Origin of the sequence: Amycolatopsis orientalis DSM 43388, from assembly GCF_000411975.1 — a bacterium.
GTDB lineage: Bacteria > Actinomycetota > Actinomycetes > Mycobacteriales > Pseudonocardiaceae > Amycolatopsis > Amycolatopsis orientalis_D.
The window spans coordinates 18,885-35,840 of sequence record NZ_ASXG01000022.1 but is presented as its reverse complement, the minus strand read 5'-3'; the positions used below and the strand labels follow the sequence as shown (position 1 = coordinate 35,840).

Genomic DNA, 16,956 nt, shown 5'->3' with positions numbered 1-16,956 from the left:
CATCCTTCCAGGCGAGGCCGAAGCCTCACAGGTGAGGTGTCAACCAAACCCTGAGCAGACCCCGGCATGGCGCACCCGTTCGAAGCGGGCGTCGCCGGGCATGTGCTGTATCCGGTCGTTATGGGGCACCTGCCGAGAGTTGGCGTCGCCGAGCAGCGCGACATCGGGTCGGTATGGGCCGCCGTTGGTAATAGGCATCGCCGAGAATGTGCGGCACTGGCTCGGCATGGGCGCTCGTTCGGAGCAGGCACCGGCGAGCACGCACCGCATCGGTCGGTATAGGGCACCCGGTGAGAGCGAGCGTTTACCGGGCATTGCGGTACATGCTCGGCATGGGTTCCCTCTTGCCCACGAGCATCGCCGAACGGGCGCACCCTGGCGGCCCCGCGCGTCCGAGGCTCACCCGGTCGGCGTGACCTCGGCGACTTCGGCCAGCGGTGACGTGCGCCGCTGGTTCGGCACCGGCGTCGCGTCCGGGGCGAGTTCGGCGTTCGCGGTGGCCAGCAGTTCGCGGGCACCGCGCAGCGCGGCCTTGACCCGTTGCTGGACGGCGACGAGTTCGGCAACCCGTCGTTCGGCGTCGGCGACGATTCGGGTGGCGTGGTCGGTGGCTTGGCGGAGGTGTGCGTCGGCTTCGGCGCGGGCGGCGGCGGTGCGGTCGGCGATTTCGCGGAGTGCGTCGGTGCGGCGGTCGGCCAGCGTGCGGGTGAGGTGTTCCTCGAGCCGTTGGCGTTCCTTCGCTGCCGCTTCGTCTGCGGCCTTGCGTTCTTCGACCGCGCGGCGCAGCAGATCTTCGTGTTCTCTTCGCTGGTGCTCGCGATCCGCGGCGACGGCTTCGACGAGCGCGCGTTCCTTTTTGGTGAGGCGGACGGCTTCTGCCTTGGCGTCGGCGATGATCCGCGCGGCGGTGTCCTCGGCGCGGGCTGTGATCTCCGCGGCTTCCTCGCGCGTCAGCTCGACCATCCGGCGCGAGCGTTCCTGCAAGGCATCCGGCGCGATCGGGGTGCGGCTGATCCGGTCGATCGTCGCGCGCAGTTCGCGATTGTGCTCCGCGAGTTCGGCCGCTTGTCGCGCCGCGGCGTCGCGTTCCGCGGCGAGGCGCTGGAATTCCGCCTCGACCCACGTGACGAATTCTTCGACCTGGCCGCGCTGATAGCCGCGCCAAGCCAAGTCGAAGGACGGCCGGACGGCCATCAGGTCCTCGCCACCGCCGGGGGCCATGCTCTCACCTCCCATTTGGATGGTTTCTCCTCGGCGCGCGTTTTTCTTGCCGCGCCGGGGTTTCCGCACTGCCTCCAGTGTGCCTGAAGTCCGCCCGTCCGTGTGCGCCCGGGGCGGGTCAATCTTCAAGCGGGTCTTCGGTCCCGGTCGCAGTGCTTCGCACGCCGGGCAATTCGGCCAGTTCCGCGGTGAGTTCGGGAAGATCACCACGCCCCTGCAGCATCAAGGTGACGACCGCGATCCGTTGTCCCTCTTCGGAAACTGTCTCCCGGTCCACCGCCACCCGGTGGACTGCCCAACCTCGATCGGTGCAAGTGGCGAGGACGGCACGCAGGACGCCATGCCCGTCCGCATAACTCAACCGGAGGATCGGCGGCTGCCGACGATGGCGCGCGACGAACCGGGAAATCCTCGGAAATCCGCGCGTGATCACGACGAGCCCGGCGGTGGTCGCGACGGCCAGCACCGGCAGTCCGGCACCGCACGCGACGCCGACGGCCGCGGCGAGCCAGACGGTCGCCGCGGTCGTGAGGCCGCGCACCGCGTCGCGGCGCACGAAGATCAGCCCGCCGCCGACGAACCCGATGCCCGACACAATCTGCGCGGCGATCCGCGACGGGTCAAGCGCCACGTGCTCGATGCCCAGCAAATCGGCGAAACCGTATTTCGACACGAGCATGAAGACCGCCGACCCGACGCCGACCAGCGTGTGCGTGCGCAGGCCGGCCTGTTTGTTGCCGACCTCGCGCTCGATGCCGATCACCGTGCTCAGCAGCAGGGCGAGCAGCACCGGCGGCAGCAGTTCCCACTGTTCGCGAGTGGACCACAGAGCGTGCACAGACGTACCTCCTCGCCCGTCACTGTGCCCGGCCCCCGGCGAGCCCGCGCGCCCGGCCCGGCGGGCACGCCTAAGCTCGGGCAATGGCCCGCTACTTCGACGTGCACCCGCAGAACCCGCAGCGCCGCGCGCTCTCCCAGGTGGTCGACCTGCTGCGCGACGACGGGCTCATCGCCTACCCGACCGACTCGTGCTTCGCGCTCGGCTGCCGCATCGGCAACCAGCAGGGGATGGAACGCATCCGCACCATCCGCAAGCTCGACCACCGGCACCACTTCACGCTCGTCTGCCAGGACTTCGCCCAGCTCGGCCAGTTCGTGCACGTCGACAACGCGGTGTTCCGGGCCGTCAAGGCCAGCACCCCGGGGCCGTACACGTTCATCCTCCCGGCGACGAAGGAAGTCCCGCGGCGGCTCCTGCACGCCAAGAAGAAGACCGTCGGCGTGCGGATCCCCGACCACGTGGTGACCCAGGAACTGCTCGGCGAACTGGGCGAGCCGATCCTGTCGAGCACGCTGCTGCTGCCCGATTCCGGCGAGCCCCTCACCCAGGGCTGGGAGATCAAGGAAGAACTCGACCACGTCCTGGACGCCGTCATCGACTCCGGCGACTGCGGCGTCGAACCGACCACGGTGATCGACTTCTCCTCCGGCGAGGCGGAGGTCGTGCGGCACGGGGCGGGAGACCCGTCCCGGTTCGAGTGAGCGGGGTCGGCATCGGTTTTGTCCCTCCTGACAGGGCCTTAGTTGGACCTGATGCGGGCGGTGGATTCCGGGCCGCTGGGCGCGACCGCTCTTGACACGGTTTTGCTTGACTCGACGGCTACCGCTGACAGCTTCTTGACACGCCTGCTGCCAATCTGGTCCGCGTGAACTGACGGCTACTGGCTGCGGCTCGGAGCGGCTGCGCCTGGCTCGCGGTGATCGAGGCAAGGAAGCCAGTGCAGCGGCGGCGAGTGCCGCATGACAACGCTTAGGCCGTGAGGTGGGTGATCTCAGCTGGCCTGCCGCTAACACGAACGCATGCGGCGCAAGCCGGGTGAAAGCGACGACTTGGCGTGGTCGTCGGCCAGTTACGGAGCTCTCTGGCGAGCCTCCTTTCGATGCGGGCTGCGGATGATTTCTCGTGGCTCGGAACACCGAGCACCCTTGGCGGCACCGGGGCCGATTCAGCGACACATCTGGCGTATTCCGACGCGCGTCCCACGTCGCGTGCAGGGACCGCCACTTCCACCGCCCTCGCTTTCAGCGTGTGCGTGGAGGTCGTCGCGACGTTCGGACCTGGCTCTCTGGATTCCCGTTGGCGCGGGTCGTGGCGATCCTCGCTGTCATCAGCTTCGCCAGTGGCTCTCCTTCAGGCGCGAGCCGCAGCAGGTGCGGGCTGGCAGGTGGCACGGTTCGACCTGGTCAGGAGAGGCAACGGCGGATCACGTCCGGTCAGGTGCCGAAGCGGGCTGGCAAATACCGGCACCCGGAGATCGCGCGCTCAGGTGGGTTCGATCAATGCTCCTTCCTCACAGTGACGCGGTGGCGGATTCGGTGCGCGGGGCGGGCGAACCCGGGCACCGTCGACGAGGTCACACGGTTGCCTCCACCGGGGTGTTGAGCAGGCGGTCCAGGGCGTCGGCCAGCGGGACCTCCGATGAGGAATGCCAGCCGACGATGGCGTCCGGCCGGAGCAACAGCGCACCGTCGGCAGGCAGTTCTGTCTCGGCCAGCCACGCTTCGTCCGAGATGGGAACCAGGCGAAGGCCTAGCTGGCTGGCCTCGGAGGCCCACCGAGCGTGGTCCGGTCCGCAGAGCAAGGCGAAGCCAGGCACCGCCAAGTCCACTGTGGACGTCGTGGCGTCGAGCCAGGCGTGCGGTACCCGCGTGCCCGGCCGGCCAGCCGGGGCGTACCGGTCTTCCGGGGCGGGGCCGCGGCCGTCCGGGACGAAGGCGCCGCGCTCGTATTGCACTCCGAACAGCGCGGCGAGCGGGTCGACGCGCGGCGCGTCGTCGCTGGTGATCGTGGCGAGCATGGTGCCGAGGTGGCCGCTGACCATGCTCGAGAACTCCGCCGTCGCGTATCCGATCGGGTACCGCTCGGCGTGGTAGGTGTCGAGCAGGGCGGGCGTCGCCTTCCCCGTCAGCACCGCGGCGAGTTTCCAGGCGAGGTTGGCTGCGTCCGCGATCGCGGTGTTCGCCCCCGCGGCGGCCATCGGCGGCATCGCGTGCGCGGCGTCCCCGACCAGGAAGACCCGGCCGGAGGAGAACCGGTCGGCCACGTACATCCCGGACTCCCAGTGCATCCGGCTCAGCACCTCGACCTCGAGGTCCGGCACGCCGACGACGGTGCGCAGCAACTCGCGCCAGCCGTCCTCGCCCATGGAATCCGATCCGGGGAAGTCGGAGGCGGAGAAGAGCCACCGGTCGGTGCCGTTGACCGACACGAACGCACCGGACGCGGCCGGGTTTTCGATCCGGCACAGGTTGAACGGTTTTTCGCGGACCAGCTCGGTGAGGTCGGCGCGGAAACAGATGTCGAGGTTGTCCGCCAGGTGCCCGCGGCCGCTGCGCGGGATGCCGAGCGCGGTGCGGATCGGGCTGCGCGCACCATCCGCCGCGATGAGGTATTCCGCTCTGAGCTGGTATGGCTCGCCGTCGATCGGGCGCAGTTCTGCGGTGATCCCGGTGTGGTCTTGGTCGAATGACACCAGCTCAGTGCCGAACCGAACCGACACGCCGCGCTCGACCGCTGCCTGCCGCAGCACCGGTTCCAGCACGTCCTGCGGGCACAGCACGCTTGGCGCCGGGCTGAGGTCCGGCATTTTCGTGTGCTGGACGAGCCGCTCGCGCAGGGATCCGGTGACCTCTGGCCAGGTCGCGTCGGCCAGCGTGGCGCCGAAGAGCATTCCGGTGAATGACGCGAGCGGTGCGCTGGCCCGCTCGACCTCGCCCATCAGGCCGAGCGAGCGGAACACTTCGGTGCTGCGCGGGTTGAACCGGCGTGCCTTCGGCTGCGGAGACGTGCCGGCGTGCTTCTCCACCAGCACCGGCGCTACTCCTTCGCGGTGGAGCAGCAGCGCCGCGGTGAGTCCGGCGATCCCTCCACCGCAGATCAAAACAGGAATTCGAGCAGTCATTTCCCAACCCCCAGGGGCGTGTACGTTGTACATCTTGTGTACGTTGTACATGAGGATGTACTGTGTACGCAAGCGGGCTGGAGACAAGGAGCTGAATGGGAGATCAAGGGCCGACACCGCCGATTTGGCTGTTGCCTGAGCCGCCGGAGCGCGGATGGGGTCTCGGACGAGTCGACATCGTGAACGCGGCCGTGCGCCTGGCCGACCACGGCGGCGCGGAGGCGCTCACGATGCGGGCAGTGGCGAAGGAGCTGGGCGCGTCCACTCCGATGTCGCTGTACCGCTACGTGCACAACAAAGACGGTCTGGTCGACCTCATGCTGGACCTGGCGAACAGTGAGGTGCGCACTCCGGAAGTCCCGGGCGAGGACTGGCGGGGCGAGCTGACTGCCGTCGCGGTCGACACGTGGACGATGACGAAGCGGCATCCGTGGTACGCGCGGCTCGTGCACCAGCGGCCCCCGGCGGGGCCGAACGCGAGCCGGCGGACTGAATTCGTGCTGGCGACGTTCGACCGGCTGGGCCAGGACCTCGCGTCGGCGCTCGGGTACGCCCGGCTGCTCGACGGGTACGTCATCGGTCAGGCGCTGCAGTGGGCGGAAGAGCGGGCGATGTGGCAGCGCAACTCGTTCGTCGACGTCGTGGACGTGCAGCGGCAGGCGCGGGCTTGGTTCGGCGACGTCGCGTCGGAGGACGGGCCCTACCCGCTTCTCACTCGGGTGCTGGAGAGCTTTCTGGTCCAGCGGCACGACGCGGATGGCGAGGCGGCTCAGGTCGGCACGGACGGCTCTGGGGCAGGCTCGGAGTCGGATGCGGCTGACCGGACGGCCGGAGGCGGCAAGCCGGGTGCGCGGTCGGGTGCGGAGACGGCGGGGTCTGGGCGGATGCCTGGGGCGGACAGCGCGGGTGGTGCCGCCCGCTCGGCCGGAGCTGGGTCGGTACCTGAGGTGGACCGCGAGGGCGGCGGTACCGCCCGGGCGGTACCGGCCGGGTTGGTACCTGAGGTGGGCCGTGAGGGTGCTGGTGTCGCTCGGGCGGCTGGGGCTGGTCGAGAGGGCGGTGGTCGTCTCGGCCCGGCGGCGGACGGCCGGGGCGTGCCGGGACAGGCGGCGGACGCGAAGGCAGCCGCTGAAGCGCGGAGGACGGCTGAGGCAGCGGCCGACGACGCGCAGTTCGAGCTTGGCCTCGAATGTCTGCTGGACGGCATCGCCGCGCGGCTCGGCTAGGTTGGTCGCCTGGACTGGCTGCCGGGAGGACGACGTGAAGTTCCTGCTGACGATGCACATGAACCCCGAGATATGGGAGGCGCTGAGCGAGGAGACCCGACAGGAGGTGATGGACGGGCACGCGGACTTCATCGCCAAGATTCGCGCGTCCGGCGAGATGATCAGCACCCAGGCGCTCGGCGGACCAGAGGACAGTGCTGTCGTGCGGGTGCGCGGCGGGGTCCCCGCGGTCACCGACGGCCCGTACGCCGAGTCGAAGGAGTTTCTCGCCGGGTTCTACCTGGTCGAATGCGAGAGCCGCGACCGGGCGCTCGAGGTCGCCGCGATGATTCCCGACGCGGGGATCGACGGGCTCGGTATCGAGGTCCGGCCGGTCGTGTTCTTCGCTGACGCGGAAACACAGACCGACCTAGGCTGATGGCGGACGTCGGCGAGCTGCTCCGGCCGCTCGTGCCGCAGGTGCTCGGGACGCTCGTGCGGCGGTACGGGCAGTTCGAGGCGTGCGAGGACGCGGTCCAGGAGGCACTCGTCGCTGCGGTCGAACAGTGGTCGGCCGGCGACGTGCCGGACAATCCGCGCGCGTGGCTGCTCACGGTGGCGACGCGGCGGCTCACCGACCTGTGGCGCAGTGAGAGTGCTCGACGGCGACGCGAAGAAACCGTTGCGGTGCAGGACGTCGCGCTGACCGCGGTCGTGCCCGGGCCCGGGGACGAGCAGCCGCCGGAGCAGGACGACACGTTGACGTTGCTGTTCCTGTGCTGCCATCCGGCGGTCACGCCCAGCTCGCAGGTCGCGCTGACGCTGCGCGCGGTCGGCGGACTGACGACGGCCGAGATCGCGCGCGCGTTCCTGGTGCCGGAAGGCACTATGGCGCGTCGGATCACGCGGGCGAAGGAAAGCGTCGCAGCGGCCGGTTCGACCTTCACTCCACCGTCCGCCGAGGATTGGCCGGCTCGGCTGCAGGTCGTCTTGCACGTGCTGTACCTGATTTTCAACGAGGGATACACGGCGACGTCGGGCGAGGAACTGCACCGGGTCGAGCTGTCCGAGGAAGCGATCCGGCTGACCCGCGCAGTCCACGCGCTGCTCCCGGACGATGGGGAAGTCGCGGGCCTGCTCGCGCTCATGCTGCTCACCGACGCGCGACGGCCGGCGCGCACCGGGCCCGACGGAGCGTTGACGCCGCTCGCCGAGCAGGACCGTCGACAGTGGACAGTGCCGTTGATCGTCGAGGGCCTGGAATTGGTGAACCGGGTGCTGGGGCGAGGTCCGGTGGGGCCGTACCAGGTGCAGGCTGCCATCGCGGCACTGCACGACCAGGCGGCGGGGACGGATTCCACGGACTGGGCGCAGATCCTGGAGCTGTACGACCTGCTCGAACAACTCGCGCCCGGCCCGGTGACGACGCTCAACCGGGCCATCGCGGTCGCGATGGTGCACGGCCCGGAGAAAGCGCTGGCGCTGCTGTCGACGCTCGAGGACGACGCACGCCTCAAGCAGGGTCACCGGCTCGACGCGGTCCGGGCGCATCTGCTCGAACTCGGCGGCGACACCGCGGGTGCGCATCAGCACTACCTGCGTGCGGCGAAGCGGACGAGCAGCATGCCGGAACGTCGGTACCTCCAGGCGAAGGCGGCGAAGTTTCTTCCGCGCGAGGAGTAGGCAGCCGGGCTGGGGCGGTGCTGGACCGGTCGGCGATCGGGCCAACGGTTCGGTCGCGTGGACGGATAGGTCACCGGGCGAGAAGGCCGCGGACGGAAAAGTCGCCGGACGAAAAGCCAACGGGCGGGAATGCCGCCAGGCGGGAGGATCGCCGGACGAGCGAGGGCGAGCAGGAGCCGTCGGGAACCTGGCTCAGCGGTGTCGCTGCAGAAAGGGTTTCCGAAGGGGCTGGAGGAGTCTGGAGTGGGAGCCGGTCAGGCGGCTGGGGTGGTGCGTTCCAGGAGGAATACTCGGATCTCGCGGTGGGCAGCGCGTTCGGCGTAGCGGTCGTAGGCAGGCCAGTAGGAGGCGACGGCGTCCCACATTTCCTGGCGTTCGGCGTCCTTCAGGAGACGGCCTCGCACTGGCACGGTGCGGCCGTGGACGGAGACTGTCGCGTCGGGGTGGGACAGGAGGTTTGCGGTCCAGGCGGGGTGGTTTTCGCCGCCCCAGTTGGAGCCGATGACTACGTATCCGCCGGAGCGTTCGACGTACAGCAGCGGGACCTGGCGGGGTTCGCCGGTGGTGCGGCCGATCGTGGTGAGCAGGAGGGTGCGCAGTCCGACTGCCGCGCCCACGCCTAGGCGGCCGCCGCTGATGCGGAGGAGCAGGCGGTCGGCGGGCATCATCGCTTGGCCGAACGCGGCGAATGCCTTGCTGCGGCCCAGACCGGCGAACATCCTGCGCAGTTCCATGGGCGGCAGCCTACGGGGAGGCGGAGGGAAGTCCGCGGGGTGGCGGCTCGGGCGATCGGTAAATGTGGCTGCTCGGCGGGCGGTGAAAAAAAGGGTTGGGGTCGTCGAGATGGTGAGGTGCGGCCGTCGGTTGGTACGAGGGTCTTGTGGCTTGGCCGGGTGGTGAGGGGGGTGTTGCGGACGGCGCGACGGAGTTGCGGCTCGGCTGGGCGCGCGGTGAGGAGTTGCGACCTGGCCGGGTGAGGAGGGGGCGGTGCGGATCGTGTGGCGGCGTCGCGGTTCGGCCGGGCGGTGAGGGTGTTGCGCTTGGCAGGGTGGCGAAGGGGCGCCGGTTGTGCGGATGGCGCGGCGGGTTGGCGGTTCGGCCGGGCGGCGAGGAAGTTGTGATTTGGCCGGGTGGCGAAGAATTGGCCGGGTGGCGAAGGGGTGTGGAGGGGGCCACGGAGTTGCGGTACGGCTGGGCGGTGGTGGTGCGGACGCGCCGACGGAGTTGGGGACCGGCTGTGCGGCGAGGGAGTTGCCGATCGGCCGAGTGGCGAAGGGGCGCCGATGGTCTCGATGGCGCGGCGGGGTCGCGGTTCGGCCGGGCGGCGAGGCCTGGCGGCGGGGACGGGCGGCGAGGCGGGGCGGCGGGGCGGGCAAACGGTGGCACCGGATAGTGGTCAAGGTGAACTTGGCACGTAAGCGCCAAGGCGAACTTGGCACGTAAGCGCCAGAGACAGACGACAGCGGAATGCTGCCGCCGGAACGAAAAGCAGTTCGCGCCCAGAGCAAGACGAACTCCGCTGCAAGCGGCCAGAGCCTGATCGGGGCACCGGAGCCGTGCAGCGGTCCGGCAGGCAAACGCGTTCTCGGTCAGGCCTGGGGACGACGGCGCAGAGAACACTGCCAACGGATCGGGAATCGCCAAAAAGGACCCTAAACCCCGCTCGTAGTCAGTTTCAGCAGGGCATCGGTCACGGCAGCCGCGTGGTCGATCAGGTAGAAATGGCCGCCGGGATAGGTGGTCAGGGTGAAGTCGCCGGTGGTGTGGGTCGACCAGGCTTGCACGTCGTCGACCGGGGCGTGTGGGTCGGCGTCTCCGGTGTGGGCGTGGATCGGTGCGGCGAGCGGGCCTGGGCTCGGGCGGTACGTCTCGATGGCCGCGTAGTCCGCGCGCAAAGCTGGCAGGAACAGTTCTCGCAGCTCGGGATCGCGCAGCACCTTCGGGTCGGTGCCGGCCAGGCCTTCGATTTCGGACAGCAGATCGTTGTCGTCTTGGAGGTGGACTTGTTCGTGCACCAAACGGGACGGGGCTCGGCGGCCGGAGACCACTACCGCTTGTGCGGGTGTTCCTCGGGATTCCAGGCGCAGGCCCACCTCGTACGCCAGGGTCGCGCCCATGCTGTGGCCGAACAGCACCACGGGCAGGTCCAGCCACGCCAGGAGGGCTTGGGTGACACCGTCCGCCAGCTCGTCGACCGAGCGCAGGGCGGGTTCGGCCATCCGGTCCTGGCGGCCGGGATACTGCACCGCCAGGACGTCGACGGCGGGGGACAGCGACTTCGACAGCGGATGAAAGAACGGCGCCGCACCGCCCGCGTGCGGCAGGCACACCACACGGGCGGGGGCGTCGTCGGCGGGGTGGAAACGGCGCAGCCACGGGTCCGTCATGCGGCCGATTTTACCGGGGGCAGCCGGCCTCAAAGGGGCAAGCGGCGGAATTCGATCTTTTCATCCGCGCTGGTCACCCCGGTCTCGAAAAGGACGCCGACGGTGAACCGGTCCGGTTGCACCAGGTCGGAGTAGCCCGCCGGGGCGTCGGCGAGAACGGTGGACGGCTGCCAGGTTTCGCCGTGGTCCGTGCTGGTCCTCAGTTGCATCGTGCGGCGCACCGCCGGGTCGGACGGGCCGGAATAGAGGAGTACGCGCCGGTCGGTCGTTTGCAGGACGCTGCCTTCCACCTTCGGGCCGGACAAGGTCGGCTGCACCTGATAAGGGCGGGTCAGGGTGCGGCCGCCGTCGGTGCTGTAGGCGTCCAGGCGGTGTTCCGGGGCGGAGCCTTGGTTGCGGCTCGAGAAATAGACCGTGCCGTCCGGCAATTCGGTGGCGGTGGTTTCGTTGGGGGCGAGGACGCCGTCGGTCGGGTCGTCGGTGAAGCCGATGTGCCAGGTGCGGCCGTTGTCGTCGCTGTAGAGGTCGTGGCCGCCGTAGTACTTGGCTTCGGTTCCGACGTCCGCGGAACCCGCTGGCGGCGCGCTGGAGTGGTTGGCGGGCACGATGATCCGGCCAGCGTACCGGCCGTGCTTGAGCAGAGTCGCGTGGCCGGGGGCGGTGGCGTACCAGCGCCAGGACGGCAGTTTCGCCGTGGCGGTGATGTCTTGGGCGGGAGTCCAGGTGCGGCCGTTGTCCGGGCTGCGCTGGACGAAGACCCGGCGGCTGTCTTGCGGGGACACCGCGCCGGACATGATGGCGCTCTCACTGACGGGTCCGTTGTGGACAGTCAGGAGCACCAGGTCGCCGTTGCGGGCCAACACCGGGGTCGGGTTTCCGGCGGTGCCTTCGCCGTTACTGTCGACTACGCGCAGACCGCCCCAGGTGCAGCCGCCGTCGTGCGAAGCCTTGACGACGGTCTGGATCGCGCCGGAGTCGCCGGCGGAGTCACGGCGACCTTCGGCGAAGGCGAGCAGCGAGCCGTCCTTCGCGCGGACCGCCGCCGGGATGCGGAAGGTGTGGTAGCCCTCGGTGCCCGAGACGAACGGTGTCGAAGAAGTGCAGCTCGGCGCCGCGCTGACCGGTGGTGCCGGGAGGAAGGGCAAGATCGTTGCGGCGAGCGCAAGCGCGACTGTTCTCGGGAACACCGGGGGACCGCCTCTCGCTCCGGACATGGGATGTCCGACGTCCTATGTGCGGAGAACTTAGAGAGGCGGTCGCGCGGCGTCAAGACTCCGGATCGGTGGCAGCGGCGCGGATCGTTCCGTTCGCGGCGGTGGCGGTGATCCGCAACGACGCCGTGCCGGTCGGGCGCACTCGCAGGATTTCCGCGGCTACCGGGGCGGCCAGGTGGGTGCGCAGGGTCCGGCGCAGGCCGCGTGCGCCGTACACCGGGTCGAAGCCCTCGTCGGCGAGGAACCGGACGGCGGATTCGGCTACCCGCAGATCCACGCCGCGGCGGCGGAGCCTCGCGCGCAGCAGGTCGGTTTCCAGACGGGCGACCTTTTCGACGGTGGTGCGGTCCAGTTCGGCGAAGATCACCGTTTCGTCGATGCGGTTGAGGAATTCCGGGTCGAAGAACGACCGCAGGGCTTTGTCGACGACGGTTCGCCGGGCGTGGCCGCGGTCCAGCAGCGTGCGCCATCGGGACCCGCGGCGGCGGGCGAGTTCTTGGGAACCCAGATTCGAGGTGAGGAAGACGTAGCTGTTGCGGAAGGAGATCTTCTCCTGGCCGTTCGCGAGACGCAGCATTCCGTTGTCCAGCACGCCGAGGAGGGCGCGAAGGACGGTCGGGTGGGCCTTTTCCACTTCGTCGAACAGCACGATTCCTGGGGCGTACGGGTCACCCTCCACAGTGGATCGGTCGAAGACGGTGAACGCTTCCTTGCTTCCCGCGTAACCGGGCGGAGCGCCGTTGAAGGACGCTGCGTAATGTTCCTGGGCTAGGGAGTTCATGTCCACCCGGCACAAATCGTCCGGTCCGGAGCGCAGGGCGGTGGCCACTTGGCGGACGAGTTCGGTTTTGCCCACGCCGGTGGGGCCCAGGAGCAGGACTGTCGCGAGTGGACGGTCGGGTTCGGTCGCTCCCGTGCGGGCCAGGGTGATCGCCCGGACGACCGCTTCGACGGCTGCTTCTTGGCCCAGGACCCGGCTGCGCAGGCGTTCGGCGAGTGCGGCGGGGGTGTCCGGAGCGGACGCGACCGGGGCGGCGGCCGGAGCGGCTGGCTGCCGGTTCCGGTTCTGGTCGTGATACCTGTCGGTGATGAACGGCATGGTGTCCTTTCCCTGAACCGAAAAACCGGCAGCCAGCGGGGAATCAGGCCTGTTTCGTCTTTTCCGCAGGAAGCTGGCCGACCGGGCATTCGGCGACGCCGATCGTGCTGCGCGTGATGGCCTCGACGCTCTCCTGCGCCTTCTGCGCGTCGGTGACCCACGTGCGGTAGAACTCGAACGGACAGTCCGCGACGCCCTTGTCGCCGTCGCCGGCCGCGTGCACGCCCGAGTAGCCCCGGTGCAGCAGCTTGAACAGGTGGTTCTGCGACTGGTCGTACTCCCGGGCGTCCCGGATCGCCGACAGCGACAGCTGGGCGAACTGGATTCCGTACTCTTCCTCGCCGGTTTCGCCGAGCGTCCGGCCGTCGAAACCGATGATCGACGAATGCCCGAAATACGAGTACACGCCGTCGAAGCCGGCCGCGTTGGCGACCGCGACGTAGCAATTGTTCGCCCACGCCATGGCTTTCGCCATCAGCACCTGCTGGTCCTTCGCCGGGTACATGTACCCCTGGCAGCGGACGATCAGCTCGGCGCCCTTCATCGCGCAATCCCGCCAGATTTCCGGGTAATTGCCGTCGTCGCAGATGATCAGCGAGATCTTGAGCCCCTTCGGGCCGTCCGTGACATAGGTCGTGTCGCCCGGGTACCAGCCCTCGATCGGGCACCACGGCAGGATTTTCCGGTACTTCTGCACGATCTCGCCGTGGTTGTCGATCAGCACCAGGGTGTTGTACGGCGGCTTGTCCGGGTGGTCCTCGTGCTGCTCGCCGGTGATCGAGAAAACGCCCCAGGTGTCGGCCTCGCGGCAGGCGGCGGAGAAGATCGCGGTTTCCTCGCCGGGCACGGTGGCCGCGGTGTCGTACATTTCCTGCTCGTCGTACATGATCCCCTGTGTCGAGTATTCGGGGAACACGACGAGGTCCATTCCGGGCAGGCCGCCCTTCATGCCGACCACCATGTCGGCGATCTTGCGCGCGTTGTCCAGCACCTCGGCCTTCGAATGCAGCCGCGGCATCTTGTAGTTCACGACCGCGACGCCGACCGTGTCCGGGCTCGAGGAAATGTCACCGTGTCGCATGGGAATTCTCCTTCTGATGGGAGGGTCAGGCCGCGGCCGCGGCGCGGTCGTGGACAGGGCGGGGCTGGCCGCGGAACCCGAGCACCGCGGCGAGAGCGACGAGCAGGACGGCGGCCGCCGCGGCGATGAGCGCGGTGGTCCCGGTGGAGCGGTAGCCGCCGGTGAGCGCGAGGAACGCGGGCAGCGTGCAGGTCGGCTGGCTCAGCAGGACGGTCGTCCAGCCGGTGAACCGGGTCAGCTGCTCGCGGCCGAGCCCGAGCACGAGGAAGAACAGGCCCCACAGCAGAGCCCAGGACAGCCAGATGACGCCGAACACCGGATCGTCCTGCCGCCAGAACGCCAACCCGGCGTACACGAGCGCCGCAGCCGCGACGAACAGCGAGAACCAGCCGATGCCCTCGGGTTCGAGCCCGGCGAGGTTCGCGATCCCGACGTACAGGTAGGTGAAGCCGAAGAGGAACAGCCCGGACGCGCCGAGGATCGCCTCGGAATCCCCGTGCGCCTGGATGATCAGCACCGTCGGCGTGACGCACTGCAGCCCGCCCACGAACAGGTTCAGCGCGGCGGCCGACCGCGCGGGCACGCGCCCGAGCAGCATCAGCCCGTTGACCAGCAGTACCGCCCCGACGTAGAGCAGGCCGACGTTGTTCAACGCACGCTCCTCAGTTGGTACCAGATGAAATACTGTCAGATGAAAATAAATGGGCGAAGAGCGGCCGTCAAGACCGGGCGGGACGGGTCAGAGCCGGGTGATCGGGTCGAAGTCGCAGCCGTGCGCGGCGGCGAGGTGCACGTGCTGGGCCGCTTGCTGGCCGTGGAATTCGACCGTGCCGCGCGGTCCGTCGTAGGCGACTCCGTCGATGGCGGCGTTGAACGCGCGCAGGTCCGGAGTGCCGGCGCGGCGGGCGAGTTCGGCGAGCGTATGCAAGCCCTCGTAACAGGATTCGGCCGCGTTGTTCAGCGGCGGCGCGGCCGGGCCGTGCAGGTGGACGTAGCGGCCGAGCAGGTCCATCGCGTCCGCGGTGACCAGCGAACGGAAGTATGCGGCGGACACGAAGAGGTTTCGCGTCGCTTCGGCTCCGCTGGCCAGCAGCATGTTCTCTTCCATCAACGGGCTGAAGCGCAGCATCTGCTCGTGCAGGCCGCGTGCGGCGAACTGGCGGTTGAACCGGACCGCGTCCTGTCCGACGAACAGCATGAGCACCCCGTCGCACGCCGACGTTTCGACGCGCCGGACGAGCCTCGCCATGTCACCCGAGCCCAGCCCGACGAACGCTTCGCCGGCGATTTGAAGGTCGAGTTCCCTTGCATAGCGCCGGATCGCGTCCGCGGAACCGCGCGGCCATACGTAGTCGTCGCCCGCCACGAACCAGGTTCGTGCGCCGCAGTTGTCGCGCAGCCACCGCAGGGCGGGCTGGATCTGCACGCGCGGTATTTCGCCGGAACAGTAGATGCCAGAACGGTTTTCGCCGCCTTCGTACAGCGACGTGTACACGTACGGGACGCGGTCGGCGAGCACCGGCGCGAGCGCGTTGCGGACTGAAGAGATGTGCCAACCGGTGACCGCGTCGATTTCGCCCGCGTCGACCAACCGGCGCACGGCCGACGCGACCTGGGCCGGGGGAGCGCCGCCGTCGACGACCTCCAGCGTCACTTCGCGGCCGAGGACGCCGCCCGCGTCGTTGAGTTCGCGGACCGCGAGTTCGCTGATCGCCTCGCACGAGGGCCCGAAAAGGCCCGCCGGTCCCTGCAGCGGGACGACCAGCGCGACGCGCAACGCGCTCGCGCGGCTGGCGACTCCGAGTCCCATGCCGGCTCCGGGCTTCTTGAGACTTCCAAACTTGCCGGTTGACTTGCTTCCATTTGAAAGTCTTACAATGCGGAGGCATTTGCGCAAGGGCGGGAACGAGGGCGGGTGCGATGAGGCAGGTACAGGCGGCCGAGGCGTCGTTCATCCGCGCGCTCACCCGCACCGCACGCGCGGTCACCCTGCGGATCGAGCCGCTGCTCAAGGAAGAGGGGCTGACCCTCGACGGCTGGCTGGTGCTGGACGCGCTCGCCGCGGGCGACGGGCTCACGATGACCGAACTGGCCGGGCGCACGCTGGTCACCGGGCCGACGCTGACCCGGGTGGTCGACCGGCTGGTCACCACCGCGGCGGCGTATCGCGAGGTGGACGTCGAGGACCGGCGCCGCGTGCGGGTGTACCTCGCGCCGCGCGGACGCAGTGCGCATCAGCGGGCCTCGGCCAAGCTGGCGGAGGTGGAGGGCGAACTGGATCCCGGCGGCGGGGTGCTGGCGGCTCTCGTGCGCGTTGATCCCGGCTGCTAGCGCGCTTGCCACGCACGACGGTGCTGGGTCAGGACCTTCGCCAGCTCGTCCTTGCGCTCGGCCACCTCGGCGTGGCTGCCCATGATGCCGACGGCGGCGACGGTCCGGCCGTCTTCGACCACGGCGACCGACACGCCGTCCGCTTCGGTCGAAGCGCTCGGCGCGGCGACCAGGCCCTCGGCGCGGATCCGGGTCAGGTCCTGCACGAAGCGCTCGACCAGTTCCGCGTCCGCGGGCGGCAGGGCGCCGATCTGCGGCCACAGATCGCGGTTTTCCATGGCGGCCAGCAGGATCCACCCCGTCGAAGTGCGGATCGGGGAGCGGCGCACGAAACCTTCGGCGAGGTAGGCGTAGCGCGGGTCGTGCGAGGCGTGGTCGACGTAATAGAGGTCGCTGCCGACCATGATCGCCAGCACCGCGGTCATCCCGGTTTCCTCGTGCAGCGCTTCGAGATCCTCGTGCGACACGGTGGTGACGGTGGGGCGGCCGACCAGCCGGACGAGCAGGAACGGCGCGGGGCCGAGGGAGTAGCGGCGGTCGTGCTCGTCGAGGTAGCCGGTCGCGACGAGGCCGTTGACCAGGCCCTGGATCGAGCTCATCGGCGCGTCGAGCTCGCGGGCGAACTCGGTGAGCGTGACCCCGTTCCGGGAGCGCGCGGCCCGTTCCAGGATGGTCGACACCCGGTCGATCATCCGGTGGTGCGGCCTCGGGCGGCCGTCCGGCGTGGGGTGCGTCGGCATCGGTGCTTTCTCTCCTCGGGTGATCGCGGACTC

Annotated in this window: 16 protein-coding genes; 5 read left to right on the top strand and 11 right to left on the bottom strand. The window is 69.4% G+C overall.

The window, feature by feature from the left end:
• Nucleotides 1–399: 399 nt before the first annotated feature.
• Entirely contained in the window at nucleotides 400–1,221 is an 822-nt protein-coding gene (locus tag L942_RS03740) for a DivIVA domain-containing protein (RefSeq protein WP_037354901.1), read from the bottom strand.
• A 118-nt stretch (nucleotides 1,222–1,339) separates the two neighbouring features.
• Nucleotides 1,340–2,059 (bottom strand): MgtC/SapB family protein, encoded by a 720-nt coding sequence (locus L942_RS03735; RefSeq protein WP_081654925.1) that lies wholly within the window; start codon nucleotides 2,057–2,059, stop codon nucleotides 1,340–1,342.
• An 83-nt stretch (nucleotides 2,060–2,142) separates the two neighbouring features.
• Here L942_RS03735 and L942_RS03730 point away from each other — a divergent pair, with 83 nt between their 5' ends.
• Complete coding sequence (locus L942_RS03730) at nucleotides 2,143–2,763, top strand: L-threonylcarbamoyladenylate synthase (protein ID WP_037354900.1); 621 nt, start codon at nucleotides 2,143–2,145, stop codon at nucleotides 2,761–2,763.
• Between the two features lie 872 nt (nucleotides 2,764–3,635).
• Here L942_RS03730 and L942_RS03725 read toward each other — a convergent pair.
• Nucleotides 3,636–5,183 carry an FAD-dependent monooxygenase gene (locus L942_RS03725; RefSeq protein WP_037354898.1) on the bottom strand — a complete coding sequence of 516 codons (1,548 nt, stop codon included), beginning with the start codon at nucleotides 5,181–5,183 and terminating at the stop codon, nucleotides 3,636–3,638.
• Nucleotides 5,184–5,278: 95 nt separating this feature from the next.
• Here L942_RS03725 and L942_RS41865 point away from each other — a divergent pair, with 95 nt between their 5' ends.
• Genes L942_RS41865 through L942_RS03710 form a run of 3 tightly spaced genes read left to right on the top strand, consistent with a single transcriptional unit; the run spans nucleotide 5,279 to nucleotide 8,071 of the window.
• Complete coding sequence (locus L942_RS41865) at nucleotides 5,279–6,409, top strand: TetR/AcrR family transcriptional regulator (protein ID WP_081654924.1); 1,131 nt, start codon at nucleotides 5,279–5,281, stop codon at nucleotides 6,407–6,409.
• 34 nt (nucleotides 6,410–6,443) lie between these two features.
• On the top strand, nucleotides 6,444–6,827 hold the full coding sequence (locus L942_RS03715; RefSeq protein WP_037354896.1) for a YciI family protein: 384 nt from the start codon (nucleotides 6,444–6,446) through the stop codon (nucleotides 6,825–6,827).
• Nucleotides 6,827–8,071, top strand: a complete 1,245-nt coding sequence (locus L942_RS03710; RefSeq protein WP_037354895.1) for an RNA polymerase sigma factor — start codon at nucleotides 6,827–6,829, stop codon at nucleotides 8,069–8,071. The genes L942_RS03715 and L942_RS03710 overlap by 1 nt, the downstream gene beginning before the upstream one ends.
• Nucleotides 8,072–8,325: 254 nt before the next feature.
• On the opposite strand, the gene L942_RS03705 is transcribed toward L942_RS03710, so the two are convergent.
• From L942_RS03705 to L942_RS03675, 7 genes are all read right to left on the bottom strand, one after another.
• A complete protein-coding gene (locus L942_RS03705; RefSeq protein WP_106964792.1) occupies nucleotides 8,326–8,805 on the bottom strand; it encodes a nitroreductase family deazaflavin-dependent oxidoreductase in 480 nt (159 codons plus the stop codon).
• Between the two features lie 918 nt (nucleotides 8,806–9,723).
• Nucleotides 9,724–10,458 carry a thioesterase II family protein gene (locus L942_RS03700; protein ID WP_037354894.1) on the bottom strand — a complete coding sequence of 245 codons (735 nt, stop codon included), beginning with the start codon at nucleotides 10,456–10,458 and terminating at the stop codon, nucleotides 9,724–9,726.
• A gap of 29 nt (nucleotides 10,459–10,487) precedes the next feature.
• A complete protein-coding gene (locus tag L942_RS03695) occupies nucleotides 10,488–11,645 on the bottom strand; it encodes a sialidase family protein (protein ID WP_037354893.1) in 1,158 nt (385 codons plus the stop codon).
• 79 nt (nucleotides 11,646–11,724) lie between these two features.
• Nucleotides 11,725–12,771 carry an AAA family ATPase gene (locus tag L942_RS03690; protein WP_037354892.1) on the bottom strand — a complete coding sequence of 349 codons (1,047 nt, stop codon included), beginning with the start codon at nucleotides 12,769–12,771 and terminating at the stop codon, nucleotides 11,725–11,727.
• A 43-nt stretch (nucleotides 12,772–12,814) separates the two neighbouring features.
• Complete coding sequence (locus tag L942_RS03685; RefSeq protein ID WP_037354890.1) at nucleotides 12,815–13,852, bottom strand: aliphatic amidase; 1,038 nt, start codon at nucleotides 13,850–13,852, stop codon at nucleotides 12,815–12,817.
• A 25-nt stretch (nucleotides 13,853–13,877) separates the two neighbouring features.
• On the bottom strand, nucleotides 13,878–14,504 hold the full coding sequence (locus L942_RS03680; protein ID WP_037354888.1) for an AmiS/UreI family transporter: 627 nt from the start codon (nucleotides 14,502–14,504) through the stop codon (nucleotides 13,878–13,880).
• Nucleotides 14,505–14,591: 87 nt separating this feature from the next.
• Nucleotides 14,592–15,662: a substrate-binding domain-containing protein gene (locus L942_RS03675; protein WP_037354886.1), complete on the bottom strand. Its 1,071-nt coding sequence runs from the start codon at nucleotides 15,660–15,662 to the stop codon at nucleotides 14,592–14,594.
• A 110-nt stretch (nucleotides 15,663–15,772) separates the two neighbouring features.
• On the opposite strand from L942_RS03675, the gene L942_RS03670 reads away from it, so the two are divergent.
• Nucleotides 15,773–16,183 carry a MarR family winged helix-turn-helix transcriptional regulator gene (locus L942_RS03670; RefSeq protein ID WP_037354883.1) on the top strand — a complete coding sequence of 137 codons (411 nt, stop codon included), beginning with the start codon at nucleotides 15,773–15,775 and terminating at the stop codon, nucleotides 16,181–16,183.
• Here the strand turns inward: L942_RS03670 and L942_RS03665 are convergent.
• Nucleotides 16,180–16,923, bottom strand: coding sequence for an IclR family transcriptional regulator (locus L942_RS03665; RefSeq protein WP_037354881.1), 744 nt, complete (start codon nucleotides 16,921–16,923; stop codon nucleotides 16,180–16,182). The two genes, L942_RS03670 and L942_RS03665, sit on opposite strands and share 4 nt — an antisense overlap.
• Between the last annotated feature and the right edge of the window lie 33 nt (nucleotides 16,924–16,956).

What these genes read in the sequence shown, in the direction of transcription:
- L942_RS03705 (WP_106964792.1), bottom strand. Translation starts at nt 8,805, where the DNA reads ATGGAACTGCGCAGGATGTTCGCCGGTCTGGGCCGCAGCAAGGCATTC.
- L942_RS03665 (WP_037354881.1), bottom strand. Translation starts at nt 16,923, where the DNA reads ATGCCGACGCACCCCACGCCGGACGGCCGCCCGAGGCCGCACCACCGG.
- L942_RS41865 (WP_081654924.1), top strand. Translation starts at nt 5,279, where the DNA reads ATGGGAGATCAAGGGCCGACACCGCCGATTTGGCTGTTGCCTGAGCCG.
- L942_RS03675 (WP_037354886.1), bottom strand. Translation starts at nt 15,662, where the DNA reads ATGGGACTCGGAGTCGCCAGCCGCGCGAGCGCGTTGCGCGTCGCGCTG.
- L942_RS03700 (WP_037354894.1), bottom strand. Translation starts at nt 10,458, where the DNA reads ATGACGGACCCGTGGCTGCGCCGTTTCCACCCCGCCGACGACGCCCCC.
- L942_RS03685 (WP_037354890.1), bottom strand. Translation starts at nt 13,852, where the DNA reads ATGCGACACGGTGACATTTCCTCGAGCCCGGACACGGTCGGCGTCGCG.
- L942_RS03730 (WP_037354900.1), top strand. Translation starts at nt 2,143, where the DNA reads ATGGCCCGCTACTTCGACGTGCACCCGCAGAACCCGCAGCGCCGCGCG.
- L942_RS03710 (WP_037354895.1), top strand. Translation starts at nt 6,827, where the DNA reads ATGGCGGACGTCGGCGAGCTGCTCCGGCCGCTCGTGCCGCAGGTGCTC.
- L942_RS03670 (WP_037354883.1), top strand. Translation starts at nt 15,773, where the DNA reads ATGAGGCAGGTACAGGCGGCCGAGGCGTCGTTCATCCGCGCGCTCACC.
- L942_RS03690 (WP_037354892.1), bottom strand. Translation starts at nt 12,771, where the DNA reads ATGCCGTTCATCACCGACAGGTATCACGACCAGAACCGGAACCGGCAG.
- L942_RS03740 (WP_037354901.1), bottom strand. Translation starts at nt 1,221, where the DNA reads ATGGCCCCCGGCGGTGGCGAGGACCTGATGGCCGTCCGGCCGTCCTTC.
- L942_RS03725 (WP_037354898.1), bottom strand. Translation starts at nt 5,183, where the DNA reads ATGACTGCTCGAATTCCTGTTTTGATCTGCGGTGGAGGGATCGCCGGA.